The 23,047-nt window shown below is 49.7% G+C and carries 21 protein-coding genes; 11 read left to right on the forward strand and 10 right to left on the reverse strand.

The window, feature by feature from the left end; translation table 11 throughout:
- Positions 1–15: 15 nt before the first annotated feature.
- The 5 genes from HH215_RS24515 to HH215_RS24535 are packed head-to-tail and all read right to left on the reverse strand — an operon-like array spanning position 16 to position 6,492.
- On the reverse strand, positions 16–414 hold the full coding sequence (locus HH215_RS24515; protein ID WP_169282276.1) for a GtrA family protein: 399 nt from the start codon (positions 412–414) through the stop codon (positions 16–18).
- Positions 411–1,400 (reverse strand): glycosyltransferase family 2 protein, encoded by a 990-nt coding sequence (locus HH215_RS24520; protein WP_169282277.1) that lies wholly within the window; start codon positions 1,398–1,400, stop codon positions 411–413. Before HH215_RS24520 ends, HH215_RS24515 begins: the two co-directional genes overlap by 4 nt.
- Positions 1,387–3,018 (reverse strand): ArnT family glycosyltransferase, encoded by a 1,632-nt coding sequence (locus tag HH215_RS24525; protein ID WP_169282278.1) that lies wholly within the window; start codon positions 3,016–3,018, stop codon positions 1,387–1,389. The genes HH215_RS24520 and HH215_RS24525 overlap by 14 nt, the downstream gene beginning before the upstream one ends.
- A gap of 17 nt (positions 3,019–3,035) precedes the next feature.
- Positions 3,036–5,096, reverse strand: a complete 2,061-nt coding sequence (locus tag HH215_RS24530) for a cyclic di-GMP-binding domain-containing protein, MshE-related (RefSeq protein WP_169282279.1) — start codon at positions 5,094–5,096, stop codon at positions 3,036–3,038.
- A gap of 7 nt (positions 5,097–5,103) precedes the next feature.
- Positions 5,104–6,492, reverse strand: a complete 1,389-nt coding sequence (locus HH215_RS24535) for a sugar phosphate nucleotidyltransferase (protein ID WP_169282280.1) — start codon at positions 6,490–6,492, stop codon at positions 5,104–5,106.
- Positions 6,493–6,771: 279 nt separating this feature from the next.
- Between HH215_RS24535 and HH215_RS24540 the strand changes: the two genes are divergently transcribed.
- The 6 genes from HH215_RS24540 (at position 6,772) to HH215_RS24565 (ending at position 13,102) form a co-directional block, all read left to right on the forward strand.
- Complete coding sequence (locus HH215_RS24540) at positions 6,772–8,346, forward strand: ABC-F family ATP-binding cassette domain-containing protein (protein ID WP_169282281.1); 1,575 nt, start codon at positions 6,772–6,774, stop codon at positions 8,344–8,346.
- A gap of 10 nt (positions 8,347–8,356) precedes the next feature.
- The gene (locus HH215_RS24545; RefSeq protein WP_169282282.1) at positions 8,357–9,040 is read left to right on the forward strand and encodes an AraC family transcriptional regulator; all 684 of its coding nucleotides are present in this window, start codon (positions 8,357–8,359) and stop codon (positions 9,038–9,040) included.
- 217 nt (positions 9,041–9,257) lie between these two features.
- Positions 9,258–9,566 carry a DUF2628 domain-containing protein gene (locus HH215_RS24550; RefSeq protein WP_169282283.1) on the forward strand — a complete coding sequence of 103 codons (309 nt, stop codon included), beginning with the start codon at positions 9,258–9,260 and terminating at the stop codon, positions 9,564–9,566.
- A 134-nt stretch (positions 9,567–9,700) separates the two neighbouring features.
- Entirely contained in the window at positions 9,701–10,474 is a 774-nt protein-coding gene (locus HH215_RS24555) for a class I SAM-dependent methyltransferase (protein ID WP_169282284.1), read from the forward strand.
- Positions 10,471–11,373, forward strand: coding sequence for an aldo/keto reductase (locus HH215_RS24560; RefSeq protein ID WP_169282285.1), 903 nt, complete (start codon positions 10,471–10,473; stop codon positions 11,371–11,373). Before HH215_RS24555 ends, HH215_RS24560 begins: the two co-directional genes overlap by 4 nt.
- Before the next feature lie 451 nt (positions 11,374–11,824).
- Complete coding sequence (locus HH215_RS24565) at positions 11,825–13,102, forward strand: IS110 family RNA-guided transposase (RefSeq protein WP_169284195.1); 1,278 nt, start codon at positions 11,825–11,827, stop codon at positions 13,100–13,102.
- Positions 13,103–13,341: 239 nt separating this feature from the next.
- Here HH215_RS24565 and HH215_RS36745 read toward each other — a convergent pair whose 3' ends face one another.
- Together HH215_RS36745 and HH215_RS24570 are read right to left on the reverse strand one after the other, a co-directional pair.
- Positions 13,342–13,473 (reverse strand): hypothetical protein, encoded by a 132-nt coding sequence (locus tag HH215_RS36745; RefSeq protein ID WP_256376625.1) that lies wholly within the window; start codon positions 13,471–13,473, stop codon positions 13,342–13,344.
- A gap of 204 nt (positions 13,474–13,677) precedes the next feature.
- Positions 13,678–14,646 carry a quinone oxidoreductase family protein gene (locus HH215_RS24570; protein WP_169282286.1) on the reverse strand — a complete coding sequence of 323 codons (969 nt, stop codon included), beginning with the start codon at positions 14,644–14,646 and terminating at the stop codon, positions 13,678–13,680.
- 164 nt (positions 14,647–14,810) lie between these two features.
- Here HH215_RS24570 and HH215_RS24575 point away from each other — a divergent pair, with 164 nt between their 5' ends.
- Both HH215_RS24575 and HH215_RS24580 read left to right on the forward strand, forming a co-directional pair.
- Positions 14,811–15,671 carry a DMT family transporter gene (locus HH215_RS24575; RefSeq protein ID WP_169282287.1) on the forward strand — a complete coding sequence of 287 codons (861 nt, stop codon included), beginning with the start codon at positions 14,811–14,813 and terminating at the stop codon, positions 15,669–15,671.
- A 78-nt stretch (positions 15,672–15,749) separates the two neighbouring features.
- The gene (locus HH215_RS24580) at positions 15,750–16,406 is read left to right on the forward strand and encodes an SDR family NAD(P)-dependent oxidoreductase (RefSeq protein WP_169282288.1); all 657 of its coding nucleotides are present in this window, start codon (positions 15,750–15,752) and stop codon (positions 16,404–16,406) included.
- A gap of 104 nt (positions 16,407–16,510) precedes the next feature.
- Here the strand turns inward: HH215_RS24580 and HH215_RS24585 are convergent, their stop codons facing one another.
- Together HH215_RS24585 and HH215_RS24590 are read right to left on the reverse strand one after the other, a co-directional pair.
- The gene (locus HH215_RS24585) at positions 16,511–17,293 is read right to left on the reverse strand and encodes a MeeY/MeeF family manganese export membrane protein (RefSeq protein WP_169282289.1); all 783 of its coding nucleotides are present in this window, start codon (positions 17,291–17,293) and stop codon (positions 16,511–16,513) included.
- A 330-nt stretch (positions 17,294–17,623) separates the two neighbouring features.
- Complete coding sequence (locus HH215_RS24590; protein ID WP_169282290.1) at positions 17,624–18,181, reverse strand: NADPH-dependent FMN reductase; 558 nt, start codon at positions 18,179–18,181, stop codon at positions 17,624–17,626.
- Between the two features lie 373 nt (positions 18,182–18,554).
- Between HH215_RS24590 and HH215_RS24595 the strand changes: the two genes are divergently transcribed.
- Positions 18,555–19,424, forward strand: a complete 870-nt coding sequence (locus tag HH215_RS24595) for a MurR/RpiR family transcriptional regulator (RefSeq protein ID WP_169282291.1) — start codon at positions 18,555–18,557, stop codon at positions 19,422–19,424.
- 76 nt (positions 19,425–19,500) lie between these two features.
- Complete coding sequence (locus HH215_RS24600) at positions 19,501–20,445, forward strand: ROK family protein (protein ID WP_169282292.1); 945 nt, start codon at positions 19,501–19,503, stop codon at positions 20,443–20,445.
- Between the two features lie 72 nt (positions 20,446–20,517).
- Here the strand turns inward: HH215_RS24600 and HH215_RS24605 are convergent, their stop codons facing one another.
- Positions 20,518–22,086: a DUF4127 family protein gene (locus tag HH215_RS24605; RefSeq protein ID WP_169282293.1), complete on the reverse strand. Its 1,569-nt coding sequence runs from the start codon at positions 22,084–22,086 to the stop codon at positions 20,518–20,520.
- A 187-nt stretch (positions 22,087–22,273) separates the two neighbouring features.
- Between HH215_RS24605 and HH215_RS24610 the strand changes: the two genes are divergently transcribed.
- A complete protein-coding gene (locus HH215_RS24610; RefSeq protein ID WP_169282294.1) occupies positions 22,274–22,984 on the forward strand; it encodes an N-acetylmannosamine-6-phosphate 2-epimerase in 711 nt (236 codons plus the stop codon).
- Positions 22,985–23,047: the final 63 nt, after the last annotated feature.

Consider the following 23,047-nt stretch of genomic DNA (forward strand, 5'->3'; position numbering starts at 1 on the left):
TGGTCGCGATGTCTATCATCCGTTGTAGGTTCGGGCAGGCGTCTTTCGAAACGTCCAATAATAATTCAGAGCAAAGTTGAACGCCGGAATAATCAATGTCACAAGGGCCTGTCCAACGGTGTAGCGCCAATGCAGCTTTTCGACAGCGACGTACATGATCCCCGTGTTTAATAATAATCCGCTTACGGAAACGACTGTATATTTCGTTATGGAACGCCAACCCGACTGAGAGGAGGGGAACGTCCAATACTTGTTCAATAAGTAGGATACGAGCAGAACGACCAAGAAACCGCAAGCGGATGACAACACGGGATTCATATTAAATCTTTCAACCAATAGAATGAGCAGGAGAAAATGAATAACCGTTCCGACAACGCCTACCATTCCGTACTTCATAACCACTTTGAATTTCATAGCTTCTCCGCGCTCGCGGCGACTTCCGCGTAAACTTCAAAATTTTCGTTGCGAATTTGCCCATGCGCCTGATCGCGAATTAAGTAACGAGGCCTGCCCTTGACCTCTTGATAGATCGATGCCATGTATTCGCCGATAATGCCAAGCGAGATCAAGACCAAACTGCCGGTAAAGAGTAAGAGCAAGATGACGGTCGTAAACCCGCTGACGGCGGTTCCCATAAAGTAGCGAACCAGCGTCTGAATGGTTAGAATAGCAGAGCCGACCAAAAAGATGAAACCGAAAAAATTTACGATTCGAAGCGGGAGGGAGGAGAAGGCGACGATCGCTTTAATTCCCAGCTTGAATAGGCTAAATAGACTCCACTGCGTGTTTCCGTCAACGCGTTCGGGCACCTCAAACGGAATTTGCGCGCGTTCAAATCCGACCCACGCCGTCATTCCGCGAAAGAACGTATTGCGTTCGGGCATCTGCAGCCAAGCTTGCACGATTTTGCGATCAAGCAGCTTAAAGTCCGAAGCCCCGCGAAGGTCAAGTCCTGACAGCTTATTTAGAACATTATAGAATAACGAGGCGCTAAGCTTCTTGTCGAATCTTTCCTTCCCCCGGTTTATCTTCACGCATTCCACTAATTCTTTGCCTTCATGCCGCCAGAGATGGACCATTCGGGAAAGCAAGCTTGGGGGATGCTGCAGATCGCAATCCATAATGATTATGGCTCGTCCCTCCGCATGTTCAAGTCCAGCGCAGAGCGCATGCTCCTTGCCGAAATTACGGCTAAGCCGAAAGGATCTCAAACGGGTCAATCTCTGACTAAGCTGCACGAGTTGGCTCCAAGTTGCATCCTTAGAACCGTCATCGATAACGATGATTTCGAAGGAAGACGTAATGTTTTGCAGCTCCTCTTCGATTAAGCAGAGAGAACGAGAAATATGAACTCCTTCATTATAGACCGGAATAATGACCGAAATTTCAATTTCCTTCATTCACGGGCACCTCTTTCTTCTCTACTTTATATAAGCGCCATTCATATTGATGCTTAGGGTCTTCGAAGCTTTTATAAAGAGTAGCCCAGTCGCTCCCGCGTTCGAACAAGTACGGATACGATTTATTAATCGTGCTGTATACGGGGAGCCGGGGAACTAGGATGTAGTCAATATCGCTGCTCGGCGGATCTTTAACGGCATCTTTGAAGTCGTAATCGCTCGTAATCATAAACCTCTTAGGATAGTCGCTATTCAAGATGATCATAAAGGACGCTGCACTATCTGTTAAAATATTTCCATGAGGAACATTTTCATCCAGCCACTTCGCTACAGAACGAGATAATTCAATTCTCTTGATGTCATTCCCTTGCTTAAAGTTAATAAACGCATTTTCATCGGGCGCGATAATCGGATTTGTTAATGCATAACTGAGGAGCCCTATTGTGACAACTAAACTGCTTAACACGACTGCGCAGTTACGAAAATTTATTTTAACTTTGCTTAATTCGTATGGAAGCCATGCTATCGTTATCGGGTATACATACATAAAGTATCTGAACCATGCGAATGACGAGGAATTCATAAGTAACAGCAGTTGTAATGCGGGCACTGAGCAAAATACAAGTATAATGACCAGTATGTCCCATTTGAATAGTCTCTTGTTCATGATTCTAAGTAATAGGACCCCGAGGAGCGGTACAGAGAACCATAGCGTTTTCTTAATACAGAGAATCAAGGCAAGAAGAGGACTTGTAAAAACCCTCTCAAAATTAGCATCTGCTTTTAACGATTCAGACTGCGCCACATTAGAATATTCGGAATTCAAGAAATATAACGGATTACCCATGGTAGTGTAATTGAAAAAGATCCAAATGAGCCCTGAGAAAACGACAGGAAGCAGCAAAAGTGTCCATGTGGCTTCTATATAATTTAATTGTTCTTTAAGAAGGAGTTTTTCTTGTTTTGCATTAGCGGCCTTTCCAACAGCAAACCATATAATTATGAACACGGCGCACGCAAGGGCAGCGCCTACCGGAACGGCTTCATATCTGGTCCAGAAGGCAAGTGCCAATGCGAAACCTGATTTCACCAATTTTGTAGGATCCCGCTCTTCCATCCAAAACGTAAAATTAATCATAGCGTAAAGAAGAAAATACAGATAAGGGGAATCGCTTAAACCGTTAACGCCGAACAAAAAGATAAACGGATTTAAGGAATATAAGATGACGATGCTCAAGATTAACCATCTGGGCAACCCATACCGAATGCCTGTTTTAAATAGAAGCACGGAAGCTAGTCCGGAAAATACGCTACTTACCACGACGGCAGCAAGCGAATGAGAAGCTAACGACGGAATAATCGGATACAGGATGAGAACAATGAGATCTAGTAAGCTCGGAAGAGGGGTCCATACGAATCCGATTGCCGCCAAATGGGGATCACGACTGTATAGAACATAAAAAGCGTTAGCTACTCGGCTGGCTGAGTCAAGATGCATATATCCTTCGATATAACTAACATAAAAACCGATCGCAAAAGCGGAAATGCTTATAAATAAAAACAATACCCAAGCTATGAGCTTATTAAATGTGCTCTGTTTTGATGATAAACTTATCATTTGGTTCTAGGCTCCTCCTACATGCTTATATCTTTACCAATGTTCGTAGGCGTTGAGTGAACGGTATCATGACCATGCGTCGTTTTCTCCCAATAAAAGGGTTTGGTAATTAATTGAATTCCGGCTTTCACCGCGGCTATGCTAATTAACATCCAATAAATCGGCGTTAATAGCGTGTACTTTACATTGCCGAACGAGAAAGCCTTGTTCCCGGTGTTCTGCAGTTCTTGCGTAATTCGGTAGATTCCCATGGTATTGCTATAAACGAAAAGAAAGTTACCGCAGAATAGCTCGATAGCGGCAAAGTAATAAATCGGTCCCGGGAAAAAGGTGGAGATGATATCCGATTTGGTTAAGTACCATAGGACGAGCATCGCCCAGAATATAGGGTTTAATAAGGGAAGCAACGGCGTCGCGAGAACCATGACTTGGAATCCGATGAATCCTTTGGTGCCGATCTCCCGCCATAATTTAATGGGATTCCTCATGTGAACAAGCCACGTTTGCATGTACCCTTTAATCCATCTGGAGCGTTGGCGAATCCAGTTGCCCAAGCGGCTGTTGGCCTCTTCCCAAGTACGGGAGTCCACGATAGCGGTTTTGTAGCCTTCTTTGTAGAGCCGAACGCCAAGATCCGCATCTTCCGTAACGTTGTATGGATCCCATGCGTTTAGTTTCTTAAGGACGCTCATCTTAAAATGATTAGAAGTACCGCCGAGCGGGATAGGGATATCCAACTGCATGACTCCAGGGAGCAGCAGCTCAAACCACATGCTATATTCGTGCGTAAACCATCGGGTTAGGATGTTCTGGTCGCTGTTAAAGTAGTTTAGCTTTGCTTGGATGCAACAGCAGTTCTCCGGCTCTTGTAGAAAGGCGAGATGAACTTTCTTTAATTGATCGGGATCGGGTCGATCCTCTGCGTCGTAAATGACGACATAATCGCCGAATGCGCGGATGAGACCATAATTACAAGCTTTAGGTTTTGTTTTGGGAAGACTGTGCGGAACGATAAGCACCGTATAATAAGCAGGTAAATTCATGGCTTTGAGCATAACCTGCGCTTCCGTATCATCTTCCTCGATGAGTAACCGGACATCTAATTTCGCCTTCGGATAGTCCAGGCCCTCGATATTATGAAGTAACCGCGGAATAACCGCGCTTTCTTTGTACATTGGAACGAGAATCGTATAGATGGGAAGGGTGCGTTCATCGATCGCGTCTACTTCTTCCTGGGTAAACCGAAGCTGGGCCGTCTTCTTCATCCCGAATAGGATAATCATAAATTTGAAAATCGACATCCCGATATAGGAGACTTGTATCACGATATTCGCAATAATGAGCGTCCACAACCAGTCCCATACGAATCCGGCGATCAGTATGGCCAGGAAGATGAAAAACGTAAGCCACTGAGTTAGAGTAATTGTAATATGCGCCGAGTTTTCGGGCTGCGCTACCATCAGCTTCGTTGTGCTTTCTTGCATAAGTTCATGCTCGTAAGCGGTTTTCCATAGAAATTCCAGCTCTTCGCGAGTGGCCAGCACTTGTTCGACCGTTTGACCTAGATGTTGTTCAAGTTCAGCGAGTTGTTCCGCGGATAAGATGGAACCTACGGCTAACAAAATGCGCTTTTTATCATTGTTAATTACGATTGCATTATACGAACGGGCCATCGCTTCCGGGAGTTTGGTTTCCTGTTCGAAGGAGAACTCGCTGCCGATTCGTCCCACTTGATTTTGCGTTGCGATCGCGCGATACAATCTATCGGGTTCTATAAAACGCAAAGACAATAATATATCCCCAAGTATGCCGCCGCTCTTTTGCTGGAATGCTAGCGCTTGGTCGAGTTGATCTTGCGTAATTTCATTCGTTTGGACCAGGAATTCGCCAAGCCGTCCTTTTGAAGCCACCTTCTGAGTTACCCTTTGGATCGTATCTCGATCGAGACCAAACAATTCGGCGATGATATCGCCAAGTCTTCCGCCATATTTCGTTTGGTATTCAATGGCCGCTTGTAATTGGTTTCCTGTAATGAGACCTTCCTTTAACAGGGCATCCCCAATTCGTACTGCCTTCATTCGGTAGTCATCCTTCCCAACTTAGCTTGTAATCGTTCCAGTCGATGTCGTATCTCGTGATATCCTCTTCGTCGACCTTTTCTCCAATTTGAACTTCTATCAGGTTAACGGCTTCGATGGCTTTTATCGCGTGTTTGGACCCTGCCTGAACGTGGATAATGTCTCCGGAACGCGCGATGAACTGCCGTTCGTCGACGACAATCTCGGCCTTACCGCTAATTAGAGTCCATATTTCATTGCGATGAGCGTGGACGTGGTAACTAATATGTTTGCCGGCCCATATTTGAACTTTCTTTGTTACGACCTGCCTGTTAATCTGTTGATTATCCTCATCGATTACGCGACACCAGCCATATTCGGTTTCTTGATACATCGGGCGCGCCGATATATCTTGGATGACGTCTTTAATCTTAGAACTAACCGACCGATCTACGACCAGTATGCCGTCGGGACTGGCGGCAATGATAGCATTGGATACTCCCATCACAACGATAGGAATTTGCAACTCGTTAATCACGCATGTATTCTCGCAATCGTCGCTTAAGATGCCTTTGCCGTTCATTCGATTCGGCATCGTTTCCGTCCAGTCATTCCAAGTGCCCAGATCGCTCCAATTCCCCTGATAGGGATGAACGACGATATTGTTCTCGCGTTCTACGATTTGATAATCGAAGCTGATCGCAGGCAATAGATGATATTGCGACGAGAGTCTCCCATACTCCTTGGGCAAAGATCTTTCATCCAACAAACGTAAAATGTAACCTAATCGAAAAGCGAATACGCCGCAATTCCACAATGCGCCATTTTCGATTAATTCGGATGCTTCCTCAATAGAGGGCTTTTCTACAAATCGATCTATGTTAAGCAAAGTTGCTTGTTCTTGGGCTGCGTTTGTTAGAATATAACCGAATTTTTCCGAAGGGTGCGTTGGCTTTAAGCCTATAAGTCCTAAGTTGGCGGAGGAGGTTTGGAATAGCTGGGCTAGTTGTTTAATCGAGGAGTAGAAACTATCGTCCGCTTCGACATCGACAGGCATTACGACAATGATTTCATCGTCATCCGCACTCATTCTCGAGTGCAGGAAGCTAGAGGCTAGACAGATTGCTGGGAACGTATCTCTTCGAGTAGGTTCAAGAACAAGCGGAACTTCTGCTCCTATCTGCGATTGAATGATTTCTTGTTGTGCCCTGCTAGCGGCAATAACTGCGGATTCGGCAAGATTGTGCTCCTGTAATTTCGCCCACACGCGTTGGATCATGGATGTCCGATATTCATCGGTAGATTCGTCGGAAGAGGTATCGCTATCCATCACTTTGATAAATTGTTTGGAACGATAGTCATTGGACAGAGGCCACAGCCTCTTTCCGGATCCGCCGGATAATACTATTAATCTCATAAGGCTCTCCCTCTAACGTGTAATATTCATAGATATATAGTCATAGGACTTTTTGTCTGGTAAGCGTGGAAAATATAGGTCTCTAGTCATGTAATAACTATACACCATAAAAACCCAAAAGATCATATTTATAAAGAAAAAAATAACAAAGTACACAATATTGTCATTTACCCCATATTTAAACATGGTTTAAGAGAGCTCCGGAATTGTGCTAGGTTCGCGTAACAAACGATATTCTTATATAATCACGCTAGATAGATTGAACTTGAGGTGATAGCCGTGAGCGTAATTCGCTTAGAGAACGTGACGAAGAAATACGACGATTCAATGATCTTTCGGGATATCTATTTTCGCGTAAGCAAAGAGGAGCGTATCGGATTAATCGGAAGGAACGGTGCCGGTAAATCGACGGTATTTAAGCTAATTTTGGGGAAAGAGGAGCCTACGTCCGGAAAAGTGGAAATCGATCCTCAGGTGAAAATAGGGTACTTCTCGCAATTTTCGGAAATGCGCGGAAACCTGTCCGTTCAGCAAGAGCTGGAAAAGTGCTTTGAGCAAGTAGCGCTTATCGAACGGGAACTTCAGGAAGTCGGGGAAAAGCTAGGAACGGTTACCGATGGCGGCGAGATGGACGCGCTGTTGACGAGACAGGCGGAGCTGTTCGAACTAATGGAGCATTTGGACGGGTGGAACGTATCCGTCGAGATCGACACGGTGCTTACGAAACTCGGGTTCAACGATAGATCGCGGCATCAACCGATCGACGAGTTGTCCGGAGGATGGAGAAACCGCGCGGCGCTCGCCAAGATGCTGATCGAGGCGCCGGATGTCGTCTTGCTCGACGAGCCGACGAATTACTTGGATATCGAAGGGATAGCGTGGCTGGAGCAATGGCTGTACCGATTCAAGGGCGCTATGATTCTGGTATCGCATGACCGGCAATTCATAGATAAGGTCGTTACGCGAACGATCGAGATCGAGAACTATCATTTTCAAGAATACGAAGGGAATTATACCGACTACGTCCGCAAGAAAAAGATGCGCAAGAAGGAGCTGGACCGTCAGTTCGAGTGGGAGGAAGAGCTGCTCCTTATGGAGTCGGAAGCCATCGACAGCCGGGCGACGCGAAAATCCGGCTCCAAGGATCGCCTTTCCCGCCAACTGGCGGATAATAAGAAACGGATCGAGCCGCATCCCGTTAACGTTCTGATCACCGACATTTACGAGAGGCTGCGATTTCCGGACAAGCTGTGCGAAGTGAAGAAGATCGGGCAAGTCTACGAAGGTCGGACGATTTTCCGGAACGTCAGCTTCGATATACAGAAGGAAGATCGCTTAGTGATCGTAGGTCCCAACGGAAGCGGGAAGTCCACGCTTATTAAGGTGCTTACGGGGCAGGAGAAGCCCGAATCCGGCGAGGTCGTTTGGGAGAAGGGCGTAAGTTACGCGTACTTTAACCGGATGTGGGAGGAGCTTAATCCTAAGGATACCGTCAGCCATGCGGTGAACACTTATGGGTTAGGGCTGGACGCTCCGCGGAAAAAGGTGAACAAATTCCTCTCCATGCTGCAATTCTCGGAAATGGATCTAAGCAAGACGATCGGTCACCTCTCCGGCGGACAGATGGCCCGGGTCGCGTTGGCGAAATGTCTTCTTTCGGGCGCCGCGGTTATTATTTTGGACGAGCCGACGAATCATCTGGATCTCACGAGCATTCAGGTTATGGAGCAAGCGTTGATCCATTTTCCGGGCGCCGTCGTTACGGTCAGCCATGATCGGTTCTTCATCGACAAAATCGGGACCAAAATGCTCACGTTCGACCCGGTATCGGGAATCAGCGAGCAGAGTCTATAGGAGGACGAAGATGTCTAAGCCCCCCTCCGCGAACGAAGGAGTCTTCTTGGCGCCTAATACCTTATACATGCCCGTCCGCTTAAGCGGATTGGATAAAATATCGGTTTTCAACGACCGGGAGGAGCCCGGTAACTTTTACCGCGTTATTCTCGTGTGGGGCGGAGAGGGTTTGCTTTATGTAAACGACGTCCCGCATGAGCTGTCCCGGGGAAGCGTGTTTCTATGCGATGCCATGCCGCGGCTGAGGTCCGATCCTCAATCCGCCTTGCGCGGAATCCAAATCGAATATCGAATCCTAACCGCCGATGGCTCCAAACCTCGGGGATTGGAACATCCTGTCCCGCTTAAGCGATGTGCTTCCGGGATATTAAGATTAGCCGCCGAACTGGAGAGTGCCTGGAAGGCGCCGCAACCCGGCGATCCGGTTCGGACTCAACAACTATTCATTGAATGGCTCGCCGAGCTTATTAATGAGATGAATGTCAGACAGCGACCCGCAGATTCGTGGCTCGGGCAGGTCCTTCATTACATGGAAACCCACTTTAACAAGGAACTAACGCGCGAGCGGATGGCCGAATACGCCAACGTAAGCCCGGAGCATTTCTCGAGAATTTTCCGAAGGCATACCGGCCGTACCTTCAGCGCTCACTTGACTCTGTTACGGATTCGCAGAAGCGCGGTCTTGGTATTATGATCCGCTCGCCGTTCTTGCTCAAACCGAAGAGTTGGCCCAATGGTTATCCGGTCTAAAAGATGAGTAGCAAATGGGAGGGGACATTCCCTTTGCGGAATCCTCAAGCATCCTAAAATCATCCTGAATCTCCACAATAATTTTAATATCGACAAAATAATACTTTGTACCTATAATTGTCTTGTAACTGGAAAATTATGAGACGTGGAGGTTTGTCGGTATGCGCGTACGATTGAAAAATGCTGCTGGTGGCTTAAAAGAAGTGAAAGTCGGGTTTAGTTGGACAACTTTCTTTTTCGGGTTTTTCCCGGCTTTATTCAGAGGAGATCTGAAGTGGGCAGTCATCATGTTTATTACCTCGGTTGCATTCGCGATTTTTACGGCAGGCTTCGGAGCATGGATCCCAGGCATAATCTTTTCCTTCATCTACAACAAAATGTACATCAAAGAATTGTTGGAAAAGGGTTATCACCCAGCCGATGATCATGCTCAAGCCGCATTGCAAACGCAAGGAATCATTGCAGCGTAAGATGGCGTCTTGGCAGTATACATACGATTGCGACAATACAGGGCACGGCGAGGTTATCGCCGTTGCTCTGTATTTTTTATGATCAAGCCATCAATAGGTGTACAATAAGAGCATAATGGGGGGCTGGCTTAGCGATGAATGAACAAGAATATAGAGATTTCTACGACCGGGTCGGACAATCGAACGGTTGGGATTTCAGCAAGCTAAAATGTCGGGTCGAGGGAGAAGCGGCGGATTTATATGGGGAGGTTAAGAAGCATTGTAAACGCTCGGATCTGTGGCTCGATATCGGCATGGGCGGCGGCGAGGCTATTCTCGCCATGCGCGAAGCCGCGCTGCTCCTAGTCGGAATTGATCTGTCGGCCGGAATGGTTCAGACCGCGGAATCCAACTTGAGGGAGTCCGGAGCTCTAAACGTACGATTCATGCAAATGGATGCGGAGAATCTCGATTTTCCGAAACGGTTTTTCGACGTGGTTTCTTGCCGGCACTCGGGGTTTAGCGCAATCCAAGTGGCAAAGGTTCTATCCTGGGGTGGGGTATTTCTTACCCAGCAAGTGAGCGAAGGGGACAAATCAAATCTAAAACAAGCGTTCGGAAGAGGCCAGAGCTACGGGGATGCGGACGGGAAATTAATGAGGAAGTATGTTCAAGACTTATCGGCAGCGGGATTTACCGAAATACAGGCGTTGGAATATGATTCAACGGAATATTATCAGACGCCCGAAGATTTGATTTTCTTGTTGAAACATACTCCGATTATTCCCGGATTCGGGCACGCTCGGGAAGATTTCGAGATTCTTAGCGCATTCATCGATCAGAATCGAAGCGATAGAGGAATCAGGACGAATTCCAAACGATTCATAATAAAGGCAAATCGTGAGGAGAACGGGGGAGAAATGAGATGAAAAAGAACCGCATAGGTCAATCGGCATTGCTTGTCGGCGAGATCGGGCTCGGATGTATGTCGCTTGGAACGGAAGAAGGGAAAGCGGTCGGGCTGATCCACGAGGCGTTGGATCAAGGGGTTAATCTGCTGGATACCTCCGATCTCTATGACGGCGGACGTAACGAGGAGATTGTAGGACAGGCGATCCGGGGGCGCAGAGAGAGCGTGATACTTGCGACCAAGGTAGGTAACCGACGGATTCCGGGGCAAGACGGCTGGGTATGGGATCCTTCCCGGGAATATATTTTATCGGCGGTTAAAGAGAGCCTGAAGAGACTTGGAACGGACTATATCGACTTGTATCAGCTCCATGGGGGAACGTTGGACGATCCCATCGACGAAACGATCGAAGCGTTCGAGCAGTTGAAGCGGGAAGGCGTGATTCGGGAATACGGCATCTCCTCGATCCGGCCTAACGTCATAAGGGAATATGCTGCGCGGTCCGCTATCGTCAGCGTTATGAATCCCTATAGCATCGTCGATCGTAGAGCCGAAGAGACCGTCATCCCCTTGCTTCAGGAGAACGGAATTAGCATCATCGCGAGAGGGCCGTTGGCCGGGGGATCGCTTGCGGCGAATAGGCAACCCGTCAAGGGTTTTCTGGATTATGAGCTGACCGAGCTGGTTGCGCTTCGGGAGCAGTTGCATGCTTTGGAGAACGCTGGACGGAGTCTCACTTCGCTTGCGATTCGTTACTCGCTTAGCCATCCGGCGGTCGCCGTTGCCATCCCGGGAGCCAGTTCGCCCGAGCAACTGGTGCAGAACCTGAAGGCCGCGGATGTGCCGGAGCTGTCGGAGGAAGAGGTTAAGCTCATTCGCAGTCTCAGTAAGCCGAATCGGTATTCGCAGCATAGATAGTTGTGGGTGCGGGAAGCTTGCTGCCGCAGGGCATTCGGGGCGATGACCCAAATATAAGCAAATAGGCGGAAAAGTACAGTTATTTCGCTCCCCTTCTCATTCGGACTGAAACAAACTCATAGAACAACTGTATTTTTCCATTTATTTTAGGGATAACGATCTTCGGAAGGGAATAAACGGGATAAATCGTTACTGCTTAGGGTGGTATTAAACTGTAAGATTCGGCGATCGTTCGAAGTCGTATGATTTTGCACATCTGAAACTCCGAGAGTAACCATGTATCTGAATTTAACGGAACGCTGTTCCTTTATCTGGATTACTATACCGGTAAGATGGATTAATAAACATTCCTGTAGGGCCTAGGATTTGGACTTAGACAAAAACAGGAGCGCCTCGTATGATGGGGGTGTCACGGGTCAATGCCCTAAAACCCATCATGGAGGCGCTTAAAATGAAGTCTACTCGAAACGACGCTACAAATCAACGTATTGAACGAATTACCAGTCATCATGCAATCGTAGGGATCGATATCGCTAAAGATGTACATGCCGCACAGGTTACGGATTTTCGCGGGCGGACGCTAACGCCGCGCCACGTTTCCTTTACGAACACAGAAGCCGGATTCCAGAAGCTGCTCCATTGGATGCAGGAGGCGGGGGCCAAACATGGCAAAACTTCTTTCCTTGTCGGCATGGAGCCTACAGGCCACTACTGGCATAATCTCGCTGACTGGCTGCTAAAGCAAGGCATCGAGGTCGTGCTGGTGAACCCGGTAACGACGCATCGCAATAAGGAAAACCGCGACAACAGTCCATCTAAGAACGACCCGAAGGACGCGCTCGTCATCGCCGATGTCGTCAGCCGAGGCTACTACACAAACTACGCGCCGCAAGAGCCTGTATTTGACGGAATCAAGGCCGCGATGAGCGCTCGGGAATACTGGGTGGGGCAGTCCATCGCCTTAGGTAATCGCATCGTGCGTTGGATAGACTTGTACTTTCCTGAGTTCCGAAGCGTATTCCTAGAATGGGACGGTGTCCGGTCGTTAGCAACATTAAAGGCTTTTCCACTGCCTGTCGATCTACAGCAACTGAATGCTGACGAGGTGATGGAGGGATGGCGAAGCCAGGGGATGCGACGCGTAGCTGGAGCCAGTGGCAAAGCAAAGGCTGTAGAACTGCTGAACGCGGCAGCACACAGTGTTGGGAAATCCAATACAAACGATGCCGCGCGGCACGATATCTTTCGCCTTTTGCATGTCTACAAAGAGACGCAACTCATACTCGAAGAGATGCAGCGAGAGATAGAGGCGCTCTTGGAGCAGGTGCCCGTTGTGCAGCAACTCCGCAGCTTACACGGTCTAGGCACGATCACCATTGCCTCTTTGCTTGGCTGCGCAGGCGGTCTGCATCACTACGCCCATGGAAGGCAACTGCTGCGCCGAGCCGGTCTCAATCTGGCGGAACGAACATCGGGAAAACACAAGGGCCAGATTAAGCTCTCCAAGCGGGGCGACAGCATGCTGCGCAAGTATTTGTACTTAGGGATGCTGAGCTTAGTGCGGCAGAATTCAGACTTCAAACATTGGCACGCCCGTAACCAGCTTAAAGGCATGTCGAAGATGTATTCCATCTTCAAGCTCATTGGAAAGCTCGCACGCATTTTAATTGGCATGATTCAACGTGGAGAAATGTATAGCAGCGGATCGCAAGATACGTTGGTCGCGTAGTCACAAGCAACACCCAGCACACCGAACAACTTACGAATACTGACCCATTCGTGGGACTTCAATGACAAAGAACGCACAGAGAACCGAGTATCAGTTCCGTCAGGGCAATTGACCCGTCTTCTAAACGTAATCGGTCTCCACGCCTTGGACAGGTACAACGAAGGAATGTAAGGGCAAAGACCCGTTGAGTCATGGGAGGGTGAACCTCCAAGGGGACAAGTGGAGCGTGCAGCAGAGCGTTAATGCGAAGTGCGATATAACGCGACTTCTGTTCCCGCATCCCCGAACGTGTCATCGACGGCCGTCAGCCCTACGCCCCTATCGACCCACCTGACATCTAAGTCATTGAAATCCTGCGAATGAGTGAGCATTCGTGAGAAAAACCCTTAAATACGAGGGACGGATCTGAGATCCGTTAAATCTTATGAAATCGCGATAATGTCGAGTTTTTTGTAAGAATAAAGGAACTGATTTCCGTTATGATGTGAAAATTTATACTGACAAGTGCGATAACGGAACTGGGTTCCGTTAACGGATATAGACTTCGTACCGCAAGACCGCCTTACTCGTCGATCCTACGGGATGAGCACGATTTTTCCCGCATGGGCACGGCTTTCCAGCAAAGCATGAGCGGCTGCGCCTTCTGCAAGCGCGAACCGCTTCGGCGTCTCCAACCGCAGCTCGCCGCGGCGTATCGCTTCGAAGAGCGCGTTCGAACGCTCGATTCGGTTCTCTCGGGTCGTCACATGATTCCATAGATCGCCGCCGGTCAACGTTTTCGAGGTGTCCATCAGCATGCGAGGGTCGATCGGCGGAGGATCGCCTCCGGCCATGCCGTAGAAGACGACGGCGCCTCGAATCCGCGTAGCGGCGAAGCTATCGAGGAGCGTCGAACCGACGGAGTCGTAAGCGACCCGCACGCCTTGTCCGTTCGATGACCAGCGAATCGTTTCCTGTACCCAATCGTTGCCGTAGAGCAGCACTTCGTCCGCTCCGGCTCGCAGAGCTGCTTCCCTTTTGGAGGAAGATGAGGTTATTCCGAGTACTCGCGCGCCTTGGTTCTTGCACAATTGAGTCAGCAGTTGTCCGACTCCTCCCGCGGCGGCATGGATGAGCACTTCGTCACCTTGGCCGACTGGATAGCTGTCATGCGCCAGATAGTGCGCCGTTAAGCCTTGCAACAATAGCGCCGCGGCTTGCTCGAAGCTAATGTCTTCCGGCAGAGGGATAATCTTATCGGCTGGAACGGACACTAGCTCGGCATTGGCGAACGGCGCGTCCGCGAAGGCGACTCGATCGCCGACCTGGATACCCGCGGCGTCCGGGGATACCCATTCAACGACGCCCGAGCCTTCATATCCCGCGATGTAGGGGGGATCGCCGACAAGGTGATAATTTCCCCGTCTACGATATACGTCCGCGAAGTTCAACCCGATGGCCTTCGTCCGAACCCGGACGGTACCCGCTAGCTCGGCAGGATCGGGAATGTCCGCGTAACGAAGAACATCCGGTTCTCCGAAATGCTCGAACAGGAGTGCTTTCACCTTATTTCCTCCATTCTGCAGGGGGTAGCCTCTGAACTTCTAAATCTCTAAGTATTCAAGCCTCTAAAGAAGATCGACGAGATCTCCTAACATAGATCATTCGACGGCAAACGAAGTATTCCCATGCTATCATAGCGATATACCGTTTGGAAGAGGAGTTAATAATGAACCGTTACGTATTCGGAATGCTTGTCGTACTTGCCACATCTTTGATGGGATCTTCTTTCGCGATCGGCAAGATCGGATTATCCCATGTCTCGCCGCTGCTGCTCGTAGGGATTAGATTTACTCTGGCTGGGATAATCATGTCATTATGGATCGGGAAGAAACGTCTACCTGCATCGAAGCAAGATTGGATGAAATTATTGCTGATAGGGTTATTCCAAACGACGATCGTCATGGGATGCATTTTCCTGAGCATGCGAACGATTTCGTCAGGAGAAACCTCCATACTGACTTTCGTTAATCCGTTGCTGGTTGTCATTCTGGGTACCGCATTTCTAGGCTTAAAGTATCGATGGTCACAGTGGATCGGAGTTTTCGTCGGTTTCGCGGGCGTATTCGTCACGCTTGGATTCCATTTGCAATTATCGACGGGCACCTTGTTGGGTTTGGGGTCCGCGCTTTCTTGGGCAATTGCGACCTTAATGGTCAAAAAGTGGGGAGCCCGGTTCAATCATTGGGTGCTTACGGCTTATCAAATGTTGTTCGGCGGTTTGCTTCTATTATTGTTGAGCGTGATTGCGGAGTCGCCACGGTTAGAGCTGAACGCAACCTCTATCGGCGTTATCCTGTATCTTGCGATTCTAGGCTCCATCGTACAGTTCGCTACATGGTACTATCTGCTTAGCCGAGGCGATCCGGGTAAAACTAGCGCTTTTCTGTTCTTAGCCCCGTTCTTTGGGGTGCTTTCAGGATGGCTTATTCTCGAGGAGGTCATCCATAGCTATGTTTACGTGGGAGGGCTCTGTATTTTCGTCGGAATATTCTTAGTTAATTGGACGCCTGGCAATGGTAATCGCTAGTTTCAAATTCCATATTGTTAAATTCCGATAGGTATAGTAAAGTATAGGAAAATAAGGTAGGGAAACGGAGTGGTTAAAATGAGCAAGCAGTTGCTGGTCATCGTCGGAGCGGGACCCGGAGTGAGCGCGGCGGTCGCGCGAAAATTCGGATCCGAAGGATTTCGGATTGCCCTTATCGCGCGCAATCAAGCTTCGTTGGATGCGTTATCGAAAGAACTGAGGGATCGGGATATCGATACGTATAGCGTCACGGCGGATGCATCGAAGACGGAATCGATCCAGGAAGCTTTCAAGGATATCCGCGAGCAATACGGCGTACCGGATGCGTTGCTCTATAATGCGGCCGCCATCTCTGCCTCTAAGGTGACCCAATTGGATGAGCAACGGTTGATCGACGATTTCAAAGTGAGCGTCGTCGGAGCGTTGACGAGCGTTAAGCAGGTCGCGGCGGATTTCGCGGAACGGAAGGAAGGGACGATTCTCATCACGGGCGGGGGCCTTGCGCTTCATCCGAATCCGGATTATGCTTCGTTGTCGATAGGCAAAGCAGGGGTTCGTTCCCTTGCGTATTCTTTAGCCCAAGAGCTGAAGCCGCATAACGTCTACGTAGGTACGGTCACGATCGGGGGCTACGTGTCCAAGGGCACTTTCTTCGACCCGGATCGAATCGCCGAGGAATATTGGAATTTGTACCTCAAACGCGATGAAGTAGAGTTCGTATTCGCCGAATCTTGATGGTAGTCACATAGCCAGATAACAAAAGCAACGGCGAGAACGATCGCCGTTGCTTTATTTTTTGCCCGGAAAGGGCAGGTTATTCGAATGATTATTTTACTCGGTTAAGCGACTTTGGATGGTTCCCTATCCTTACTCTTATTACCGGATAAGAACCAACCGCTTAAGGCAATAATCAGAAGCACGGCGTAGAAAATCAGTTTCCAAGTCGTCGATTCCGCGAAATCGTGAGGGATCACGTGAAGGGAAGGATGTGCCAACGTATGGACGGCCAATTTGACTCCCACCCATCCGACGATTACGAAAGCGGCAATTTCCAACGAAGGTCTGCTTTCCAGCAGCTTCACGAACATATTCGCGGCGAATCGCATGATGAGAAGGCCTATAAACCCTCCTAAGAAGATCACGATGAAGTGTCCGCCGTCCATCCCGCCAATATTAGGTAAGGTCGTTGTCGGCAGCGCAACGGCGAGAGCTACTGCGGCTAGAATGGAGTCGATGGCAAAAGCGATATCCGCGATTTCCACCTTGATAACCGTCATCCAGAATCCGCTCTTTTTCTTTTCCGATTTCGGGTCCGCGGATTGTTCGCCTTTCTTCACGAGAACCTTTCGGAAAATGTGGTTTAGGGCAATAAACAGTAGGTATAAGGCTCCGATTGCTTGTACCTGCCATACGTCCACTAAGAACGAGATCACGAACAACGAAGCGAAGCGGAACAAGAACGCACCCGCCAAACCGTAGAATAAAGCTTTCTTTCGTTCTTTCTCCGGTAAATGTTTGACCATAATGGCAAGCACAAGAGCGTTATCGGCAGCCAACAACCCCTCGAGCGCGATTAGTACAAGCAGTACCCAACCATACTCCAACAGTAAACCGAAATCCATAAGCCATCCCCCTGGACTGAAATATTGACTTTATTGCCTAGTGTTTCCCAAAATGCGCAAAAGACCTTCAACCATGAGGACAAAGGTCTCGCTGATAACGCCGTATCGGTAATACGGAGTATAAAGCCGGGCCCTTTGCGGGTTCTCGCGACGGCTTTATGTTGCAGCTACTCCCTTTGGAGTTGGGGATTTCTATGCGGTTAGTGGAAAAGCATCTCAGGGAATAAATACGTTGCGAGGATATGTTGGTTTCAAGAGATCGACACGCGCTTAAAAATAAAACCCGCCCTAGGTTGAGCCAGAGGCGGGCATTGCGATATGAATGCTAGGTTAGCTTCTTAAAGACTTCAACGCGCCGCTCCATGCAAGGACCTGGCCGAGCATATTGTTGACCGAAGCTTCCTGCTTGGGGCCGGGCTTAAACGTGCTGTAATTCTCGAAGTCATTGAACAACGACAGCAACACTTGCGCTTGCACGTCGGCTAGCTTCAATTCTCCGGCGATCTGGCGCAGATGCTCCACCGCGCGGGTTCCTCCAGCGCTGCCGTAGCTTACAAAACCGACGGCTTTGTCGTTCCATTCGTGGTAGAGGTAGTCAATGGCATTCTTAAGCGCCGCCGAAGTAGAGTGATTGTATTCTGGGGTTACGAACACGTAACCGTCGAAGCTTTTGATTTTCGCGGACCAAACCCGAGAGTGCTCGTGCTTGTAGTTGCCCATAACCGGTGGAATCGGCTCGTCGTATAAAGGCAAATTGTAATCCGCGATATCTACGATCTCGAACTCCGCGTCGCTTCGTTTGGCGGCAATCTCGTACACCCAACGCGCAACTTCTTCGGCTTTGCGACCCGGACGGGTGCTGCCGATAATAATGCCGATTCTAGTCATGAATATTCCTCCCATGGATGGTCGGGGCGATTGACCCTCTAGTACATCGTAGCCGAGCATGGAAAATAGTTCAAGGGAGGTCGAGGCTGAGTTTAGGATCGTTTTTGTGATCTGGTAAAAGGTCGAATTGTGATATATTTACAGTACCAGCTTGGAGGGATTCGAAGGGAATTTGTTGATAACGATATGTGCACTTTGCTCAGGTAACTTCAAAACGGAACAGAGCCTCGAGGGTAAAGTGCGGCTTCACTTTGAAGGAAAAATTCTCCGATAGATACGTTTAAAAAGAATTAAATTGCCTTTATGCTTGTCATCACGTCTGGAATCTACTATTCTTAATCTATATCTTAACTTAGAAGCGGGTGGGTAACGGTTGGCTAGAGTCGGTCCTAAGCTTAATCAATCGAATACATTGCTGATGATATCAAGCGTGTATTCTTCTTTATCGAAAGCCGAAAAGAAGGTAGCTGACGCGGTCCTGAGCAATCCGGAGGAAGCGGTTCTAGCTACGGTAACGGATTTAGCCGAACAGGCGGGAGTGGGCGAAACTTCGGTCATTCGGTTCTGTCGTACGCTCGGATTTCGAGGCTATCACGAATTCAAACTATCCGTCGCGCAAAATTTGGTAGATCGTCCGTCTTCGTTGTCGGATGCGGTCATCGATCAAGCGGATGACATGATGACCGTTGCTCGCAAGGTGTCGATGTACCACGAAACGATGCTGAAGAACACGATCGAGTTGCTCGGCGAGGATAGCTTGGGGCTTGCGGTCGACTTGATGTTGGCGGCCAATAAAATCTACGTATACGGGGTAGGTTCTTCGGGGATTACGGCGCTTGATCTTCATTATCGACTTATGCGGACCGGGTTTAACGTAGAAGCTCATCGGGACTCGCACATCATCGCCATGTCGGCTTCGCTATTGAAGAAGGGCGATCTCGTCTTTGTCATCTCTACGTCCGGGAGTACGCGCGACTTGGTAGATCCCGTGAAAGAGGCTAAGGAGAACGGCGCATCCGTCATCTGTATGACGAGCCACTATCGTTCCCCGATCGTCGCTTATGCCGATCTGGTTCTGCTGGTTCCTTCTCGTGAAATGCCTACGGAAGGCGGTGCTCTGTCGACGAAGTTCATGCAGATTCATATGCTGAGCATTCTGACGACGATCTTGTCTTTGAAGATGGAGGGTGCGGGCCAAGCTTTGGAGAAAACTGCCCGTTCCGTTGCGGATAAGCTATATTGATCGGAAGAAATGCGAGCGCGGGAATCGTGCTTGAACAACCTAGATCGCATCTGCCTACAATGGAAGGTGAATAAGAATGGAATACGCAATCGGGGTGGATATCGGCGGAACGAAGATCCATTTCGCAGCCGTGGATCGAGAGGGGCGTATTGTCGATAGTCACCGGGTGCCGAGTGAAGCGCAATTAGGCGCGGATCACGTGATGAGCGTCGTGCTGAAGGGCGTCGACGCTACGATCAAACGACTGCCCAGCGGTGCGATAGCTACGGGAATCGGCGTAGGAAGTGCCGGTCAGATTAATTTCGAGACGGGAACGGTGGAGTATGCGGGCTCCCAACTTCCGGGCTGGACGGGAACTCCGATTACGAGGATTCTGAAAGAGAAGTTTCATCTGCCGGCGTATGCCGATAACGATGTGAACGCGATTGCCGTCGCGGAGCAAATGTACGGGGCGGGGCGCGGAATGAACAGCTTTATCGTCGTTGCTCTGGGCACGGGAATCGGCGGCGCCATCGTGGAAGCGGGACGCGTTGTTCGAGGTGCGTTGGGTTGCGCGGGAGAACTAGGGCATGTATCAGTAGATTTCAATGGCCCGACTTGCGAGAATTGCGGCAACAACGGTTGCGTAGAGCTCTATGCTTCCGGTTCGGGAATAGCGAGAATAGGCCGGAAAATAATAGCCGAGGGCGGCGGGGCGGTTCCTTGGCAGCCGGATTCCAAGGAGATCGCGCAAGCATGGCTACAGGGCGAGAGATACGCCTCGCAAGTGATGGATATTGCTATTCGAGCGTTAGCGGCAGCGATCGCGGGCTATATTCATATGTGCAATCCGCAAGCGGTGATCTTGGGCGGCGGAGTATCGGAGGCGGGTGCGCCGTTCTTGAACGCGTTGGATCAAGAAATCAAGAGCCGCACGTCCGCAGCCGTCAGGTCCGCATATCGCCTTCTTCCGGCGTATGTCGGGAATGACGCGGGCGTAATCGGAGCCGCCGGTCAAGTATGGCTTTACGAGAACGGTTAATGCAACGGCAGTACGGCAATAGTCAGGCCCCTTACGAGAAGCGATGGCTTCATGCGCAAGGGGCCTGGCTCATTAACTTTGCTTGATGGGATCGGCTTCCAGTCTGAATCCGACTTCGAACATTCGGTCCCAAGGTAGTCGAATATCGCGGATCCGAATTCGTTCTAGAGGCAAATCCGCTGCATTCTTTGCCAAGAAGCGTTTCATTTTCTCGTCAATCAATTCGATTACCGTATCCTGTATGTGGGCGATATGAAAATAGCTGCCGCCTAAGGCTTCTAGATCGTTCTTGACGATATCGGTACGAACGACTGCTTGGTAACCCCAATCTTCGAGCAGTCGCGACCAATAGAATAGCTTGCTGCTATGTTCCCTGCCTTCAATTGGCTGGCGATCGGGAAGTCGGTAGTAAGACTCCACGATGGCGTGGGCGATGACAGTGCCAAGCGTATTGCCTGAAGTGTTCCATCCGGCATAGGCCGACAGTCGAGGCAGAAGCCCGGAATCGGACACGAGATTCATGAGCGACTCGTCTCCGCCATTGCAGGTGGCTACGTCTGCTAAGGCAACCAGCTTGCCTTTGTCGGAATAAGCGCGGATGGCCTGCACGAATTCGCGCAATCCGACTTCGGAGAAGTAGGAGGCGTGACGGGCTTCGTAGCCGGAATCCGTCTCCGCCATGTCGTAAGCGCCGATGGGTGGGGAATTGACCATCAGCACGACATCGGCATCGGCGGACCCATCGCAGATGAAGGCTCCTGCCGCGGTTAAGTGCGACTTGAGGCTCTCGCCGAGAGAGCGGTCCTCGTATTTCGGGATGATGAACGGACCGTTCGTCGAGGCATGTCGGATGAACACCTCGGGGCGGTATCCTTTAAGTTCGCAGAAAACGCGAGAGAACATCGTGCATCCGATTTCGTCGGCTCCGGGATACATATGAACGCGGTCCATCAATCTATCCCGTTCTATGATCTGGAGCAGCTTGCGTTGCTCTTGCGCCGTATAGCCGTACTTGGCGTTATCGTCCAACGGGATGATCAGGAAGTCGATAACGCCCTCGCGCGCCAGATCGACGGACAAGCGATTAACGGAAGCGTTAGTCTGCCGACGACTGATAAAATCATCCCGTACTTCGACGGGAAGCCGTTGCGCGATGCGTACGCTCTCCGCTCGCTCCTCCTCCGTCCATCCCTCTCGTTGCAGCTTGTCTTGCAACCAACCGCTGCGTGCCAGCTCGGCACCGTATTCCGCGTAGTAGTCGGGCTCCTCTTCGCTGCTGCTATAAGATGGCGCGCGCATAATAAGGTTGAAAGCGTATACACGGAGATGAGGATTGATTCGTTTGCATTCGGCAATCGTCCGAAGACGATCGGCGCATTGCTCGAAGCTCCAGGAATGGAGGCGAGACGGCACGATGCCGCCATAGACGATCATGTCGATAGATAGGATTAACCTATCGGCCGTTGAGGCGTTCTCGAGCAGCCAAGAGCTTAGCTTAGCCGTGTCGGCGGGCTGCTTCTTGTTGCCGAGCAGCTCCGGAGGCGGAGAGATCATGTCGACATCGCTAGCCGCGGCTATCTGAACCGGATAACCGGCATTGCAAGGTCTTTCATCCAATGGAACGTAAACGATTGCGGGCATGTACAAGCCTCCTGCGTGGTCGAATTAGGAATGCTCAAAGTATATCATAAATTTTAGAGAATAAATCCACTTTATTTTTGTAAATAAAAAATATCTTTATTTATTCGAAAACTGTTGTTATAATGAGCCCATCACATCGATAACGATACAACAAATCGTGAGCAAACTCAGGATAACAGGTGATGGAATGACTCAAAATCTAATTGCACAATTGGCGCAAAACATTATCGTTTCTTGTCAGGCACTGGAAGATGAACCGCTCTACGGTCCGGAACATATGGCCGTTATGGCCGTAGCCGCGGAAGAGGGAGGGGCTATCGCGATTCGGGCGAATACCCCGCAGGATGTCCGGGCGATCAAGCGGAAATGTAAGCTTCCGATCATCGGGCTCTACAAGAAGGACTATCCGGATTCGGCCGTGTACATCACTCCGACGATTCGTGAAGTCAAGGAGATCGCGGAGGCAGGAGCAGAGTTTGTCGCTATTGACGCGACTTCGTTGACAAGGCCCGGCGGAGAAAAGCTTGAGCATTTCGTACAGTCCATTAGAGAAGAATGTCCGGGATTGCTTATCGTTGCGGACGTGTCTACTTACGAAGAAGGCGTAACGGCGATGGGGCTTGGCGTTGATCTTGTATCGACGACCATGTCCGGTTATACGCCGCAAAGCATGACTAACGAGGGGCCGGATATTGAGCTTGTTCGTCGCTTATCCGCGTTGGGCGGCGTTCCCGTATTGGCGGAAGGGCGTATATGGACCCCATCCGAAGCGGCGGAGTGTCTGAAGGCGGGAGCGTATGCCGTCGTCGTCGGAACCGCGATTACGCGACCTCAGGAAATCACTCGCAGGTTTGCGACCGCGATACTGGAAGCAGCCCGTCAGAAGCAGACTTCCTAAGCGATTTGGCAGACGACTCGTAACGAGGAGGTGTCTGCCAATGCGGCAAACGATTAAATGTAA

Origin of the sequence: Cohnella herbarum (assembly GCF_012849095.1) — a bacterium.
Taxonomy (GTDB): Bacteria; Bacillota; Bacilli; order Paenibacillales; family Paenibacillaceae; genus Cohnella; species Cohnella herbarum.